Origin of the sequence: Acidovorax sp. HMWF018, assembly GCF_003061035.1 — a bacterium.
GTDB classification, from domain to species: Bacteria; Pseudomonadota; Gammaproteobacteria; order Burkholderiales; family Burkholderiaceae_C; genus Acidovorax; species Acidovorax delafieldii.
This window is the reverse complement of the sequence record NZ_QAIM01000543.1, coordinates 23,681-28,617: the sequence shown is the minus strand read 5'-3', so window position 1 is coordinate 28,617 and position 4,937 is coordinate 23,681. Positions and strand designations below refer to the sequence as shown.

Here is a 4,937-nt window from a genome sequence, read left to right as displayed (position 1 = left end):
CCGCCATATCGCGGGTAAGCGCGGCCACATCCTCGCGCTGCTTGAACAGGATGCCTGCGGTATCGGACACCACCTCGGGGTCCACCACGATAGTGTCGAGCGCCACCAGCGCCTTGGCCCATTCCACACTCTCGGCAATGCCTGGTGCGCGCTGGAAGGCGTTGGCAAACGGCTGGCTGCGCAGGCGGCCCACAAACTCTGCAACCTGCACGGCCAGCGCCTCGCTGGCGCCGGGCACCTGCGCGCGGACGATGGCCAGCTCGCGCTCGCGCTCGGGGTAGTCCAGCCAGTGGTACAGGCAGCGGCGCTTGACGGCGTCGTGCAGATCGCGCGTGCGGTTGCTGGTGAGCAGCGTGACCGGCGTGGCCGTGGCGCGCACCGTGCCGATCTCTGGGATGCTGACCTGGTACTCGCCCAGGTATTCGAGCAGGAAGGCCTCAAAGGGCTCGTCCGCGCGATCCACCTCATCGATCAGCAGCACGGCGCCCGGCGCTGGTGCCTGCAGCGCCTGCAGCAAGGGGCGGCGGATGAGGTAGCGGTCTTGGTAGACCTCGCGCTCCACCTGCGCCATGTCGGCACTGCCCTGCCCTTCCGCTGCCCGCATGTGCAGCAGCTGGGCGGCGTAGTTCCACTCGTACAACGCCTCGCGCTGCTCCAGGCCGTCGTAGCACTGCAGGCGAATGAGGCTGCGCGACAGCACTTCCGAGAGGGCTTTGGCCAGCGCCGTCTTGCCCACGCCAGGCTCGCCCTCCAGCAACAAAGGCCGCTGCAGCTTGAGCGCCAGAAACACCGCCGTGGCCAGGCGACGGTCGGCAAAATAGCCCACGCTTTGCAGGGCCTGCACCAGGGCGTCGATGGAAGCCGGAACCGGCGCGGCGTTCAACGAGTTCATTGCTATCCAATTCATAGCTGCCAGCGCATATTCCTCTAGCGCTTGCAGCCAATTTCACTCAAAAACCCGCCACCGGGTGCCGTACCACGGTGGCGGGGTTGCCTTCATGTCATCCCACCATTTGCTGCACAGCGCGCTGCGTTTGCACGCTGATGAGATTGGCGCGGTAGGCAGCGCTGGCGTGGATGTCGGCGTTCAGATCGCTCGCGTCGATCTTCACGCTGGCAGCCGACTGCGGGGTGAAGCTCTGGTTGAGCGCCGCCTCCAGCCCCGCATGGCGGAACACGCTGCTGGCCGCACCGGTCACGGCCACGCGCACGCCGCTGTCGGTCTGCGCCACAAACACCCCCACCAGCGAGAAGCGCGAAGCCGCCTGCTTGAACTTCATGTACGCAGCGCGTTTCGGGATCGGGAAGCGGATGGCGGTGATGATCTCGCCCTCATCCAGCGCCGTGGTGTACATGCCCACAAAGAAATCGTCGGCCTTGATCTCGCGGCGGTTGGTGATGACCGTGGCGCCCAGGCCCAGCACCGCACTGGGGTAGCAGGCGGCAGGGTCGTTGTTGGCCACCGAGCCGCCCAGCGTGCCGCGTGCACGCACCTGGCGGTCGCCAATGTGGGCGGCCAGGTCGGCCAGCGCAGGGATGGCGGATTTCACATCCGCACTGGATGCCACGTCGGCATGGCGCGTCATGGCGCCGATGACCAGCGCGTTGCCCTCGCGGCGGATGCCCGCCAGTTCGGCAATGCTGTTCAGGTCCACTATCTTTTCAGGGTTGGCCAGGCGCAGCCGCATGGACGGCAGCAGGCTTTGCCCGCCCGCGAGCAGTTTGCCGCCCTGGGCGATGAGCTGCGCGGCAGCGGCGGTGGAGGAAGGCGCTTCAAACGTGAATGCGTACATGGTGGATCTCCTTATGCCTTGGCGTGTTGAATCGCTTCCCAGACACGGTGCGGCGACGCGGGCATGTCGAAGTCCTTCACACCCAGGTGTCGCAGCGCATCCAGCACGGCGTTGATCACCGCCGGTGGCGAGCCAATGGCCCCGGCCTCGCCGCAGCCCTTGGTGCCCAGCGGGTTGTGGGTGCAGGGCGTGCACACATGGCCCAGTTTGAACTCGGGGAAGTCATCGGCGCGTGGCATGGCGTAGTCCATGAAACTGCCGGTGAGCAGCTGGCCCGTTTCGCGGTCGTACACGCAGTTCTCCAGCAGCGCCTGGCCAATGCCCTGCACCAGTCCGCCATGCACCTGCCCTTCCACGATCATGGGGTTGATGATGGTGCCGAAGTCGTCCACCGCTGTGAACTTGTCCACCCGTGTGTGGCCGGTGGCGGGGTCCACCTCGACCTCGCAGATGTAAGTGCCTGCCGGGAAGGTGAAGTTGGTCGGGTCGTAGAACGCGGTTTCGTTCAGGCCCGGCTCCAGCACGTCCAGCGGGTAGTTGTGCGGCACATAGGCTGCCAGCGACACCTGGCCGAACGGGATCTTCTTGTCGGTGCCACGCACCGTGAATTCGCCATTCGCAAAGTCGATGTCGCCATCGCTCGCTTCCATCAGGTGCGCAGCAATTTTCTTGGCCTTGGCCTCGATCTTGTCCAGCGCCTTCATGATGGCCGCGCCGCCCACACTGATGGAGCGCGAGCCATACGTGCCCATGCCGAACGGCACGCGGCCCGTATCGCCGTGCACGATGTCCACGTTCTCCACCGGGATGCCCAGGCGCGCGGCCACCACCTGCGCAAAGGTGGTCTCATGCCCCTGACCGTGGCTGTGCGAGCCGGTGAACACCGTCACGCTGCCGGTGGGGTGCACACGCACCTCGCCGCATTCGAACAGCCCTGCGCGTGCGCCCAGGGCGCCGGCGATGTTGGACGGCGCGATGCCGCAGGCCTCGATGTACGACGAATACCCAATGCCCCGCAGCAGCCCCTTGGCCGCGCTGGCGGCCTTGCGCTGCTCGAAGCCCGCCACGTCGGCCAGCTTGTTCGCCCCATCCATGCAGGCCTGGAAGTCGCCGGTGTCGTACTGCAGCGCAACCGGCGTCTGGTACGGGAAGGCCTTGATGAAGTTGCGGCGGCGGATCTCGTCCTGCGGCAGTCCCATCTCCCACGCGCAGCGGGTGACCAGGCGCTCCAGCAGGTAGGTGGCCTCAGGGCGACCTGCGCCCCGGTAGGCGTCCACCGGTGCGGTGTTGGTGAACCACGAGTCCACCTCCACATACACCTGCGGCGTGCTGTACTGCCCGGCCAGCAGCGTGGCATACAGGATGGTGGGCACCGCGCTGGCAAAGGTGCTGAGGTAGGCGCCCAGGTTGGCGTGGGTGTGCACACGCAGCGCCAGGAACTTGCCGTCCTTGTCTAACGCCATCTCGGCGTGGCTCACGTGGTCGCGGCCGTGGGCATCGCTCAAGAACGCCTCACTGCGGTCGGCCACCCACTTGATGTTGCGGTTGAGCTTTTTGGACGCCCAGGTCAGGCACACGTCTTCGGCGTACAGATAGATCTTGGAGCCAAAGCCGCCGCCCACATCGGGCGCAATCACGCGCACCTTGTGCTCGGGCAGGCCCATCACAAAGGCCGTCATCAGCAGGCGCTCGACGTGCGGGTTCTGGTTGCTGACGTACAGCGTGTATTCGTCGCTCGCGCGGTTGTAGCTACCGATGGCCGCACGGGGCTCCATGGCGTTGGGGATCAGGCGGTTGTTGATCAGGTCGAGCTGGGTGACATGCGCAGCGTTGGCAAATGCGGCGTCCACGGCGCCCTTGTCGCCGATGGCCCACTTGAAGCAGTGGTTGTCAGGCGCGATGTCGTGCAGCGCCGCACCGGTCACGGCGCCCGACGCGGCGTCGGCCACATTCACCACGGCTGGCAGCACGTCGTAGTCCACCTCCACCAGCTCGGCCGCATCGCGTGCCTGCTGCTGGGTCAGCGCCACCACCATGGCCACGTGGTCGCCCACATAGCGCACCTTGCCCTGCGCCAGGATGGGGTGTGGCGGCTCCTTCATGGGCTGTCCGTCAGTGCTGGTGATAAGCCAGCCGCAGGGCAGGCCGTTGATGTTGTCGGCGGCCACGTCGGCACCGGTGAACACGCCGAGCACACCGGGCGCGGCCTTGGCAGCGTCAATGTTGATGCTGTTGATCTTGGCGTGGGCGTGCGGTGAGCGCACGAACACCGCATGGCTCTGCGCGGCCAGCACCACGTCGTCGGTGTACTGGCCCGCGCCGGTCAGGAAGCGGTAGTCTTCCTTGCGCTTGAGCGATTCGCCGATGTGCGGCAGCTTGGAAAAGTCGGATGCACCCATGGTCTTGTCTCCTTGGATTGTTCTGGCGTGGGGACGGCGGGCGCGCTCAGGCGCCGGCCATGGCCTTCTGGCCGACCTGCACTGCGCGCACGATGTTCTGGTAGCCGGTGCAGCGGCAGATGTTGCCTTCGAGCAGCTCGCGGATCTCGCCTTCGCTGGCGTTCGGGTGGTTCTTGCACAGGTCCACCGCACTCATCACCATGCCCGGCGTGCAGAAGCCGCACTGCAGGCCATGGCACTCCTTGAACGCAGCCTGCATGGGGTGCATGGTGCCGTCAGGGGTGGCCATGCCTTCAATGGTGGTCACTTCAGCCCCCTGGGCCTGCACCGCCAGCATCGCGCAGGATTTGACGGCCCGGCCATTCACGTGCACCGTACACGCCCCGCACTGGCTGGTGTCGCAACCCACGTGGGTGCCAGTGAGCAGCAGGTGCTCTCGCAGCGCATGGACAAGCAGGGTATTGGGGGGGACGTCAACACTGGCAGCGCGCCCGTTGACCGTGAACTGGACTTGCATCTGGCTGTCTCCTGGAGTGGTTTTGGCTGGATAGGAGCGCGCTCACGATCTCGCGGAGGGGATCGGGATCACGCTCATCGCTCGCGCATCTTCTGCCGCGCCCCACGCCCCATCCCTAGGGACAACCCTAGATTTCCGGGGCCCCTGGCTGGATATTCTCAAAATGAAACATGCTGCAATGCACACTAGTCCACTGAATCCGGGAAATCGGGGGTGCGCCAGGGCTGC

4 protein-coding genes are annotated in these 4,937 nt (G+C 65.9%); all 4 read right to left on the bottom strand.

The annotated features are described in order from the left end of the window. Positions 1 to 892, bottom strand: an 892-nt coding sequence (locus tag DBR23_RS23100) for a MoxR family ATPase (protein WP_108499725.1), incomplete at its 3' end; no start/stop codon positions are given. Between the two features lie 109 nt (positions 893 to 1,001). Next, positions 1,002 to 1,793 carry a xanthine dehydrogenase family protein subunit M gene (locus tag DBR23_RS23095; RefSeq protein WP_108499702.1) on the bottom strand — a complete coding sequence of 264 codons (792 nt, stop codon included), beginning with the start codon at positions 1,791 to 1,793 and terminating at the stop codon, positions 1,002 to 1,004. Between the two features lie 11 nt (positions 1,794 to 1,804). Further along, positions 1,805 to 4,192 carry a xanthine dehydrogenase family protein molybdopterin-binding subunit gene (locus DBR23_RS23090; RefSeq protein WP_108499701.1) on the bottom strand — a complete coding sequence of 796 codons (2,388 nt, stop codon included), beginning with the start codon at positions 4,190 to 4,192 and terminating at the stop codon, positions 1,805 to 1,807. A 46-nt stretch (positions 4,193 to 4,238) separates the two neighbouring features. Then, a complete protein-coding gene (locus DBR23_RS23085; protein WP_056748178.1) occupies positions 4,239 to 4,709 on the bottom strand; it encodes a (2Fe-2S)-binding protein in 471 nt (156 codons plus the stop codon). Positions 4,710 to 4,937 lie beyond the last annotated feature (228 nt).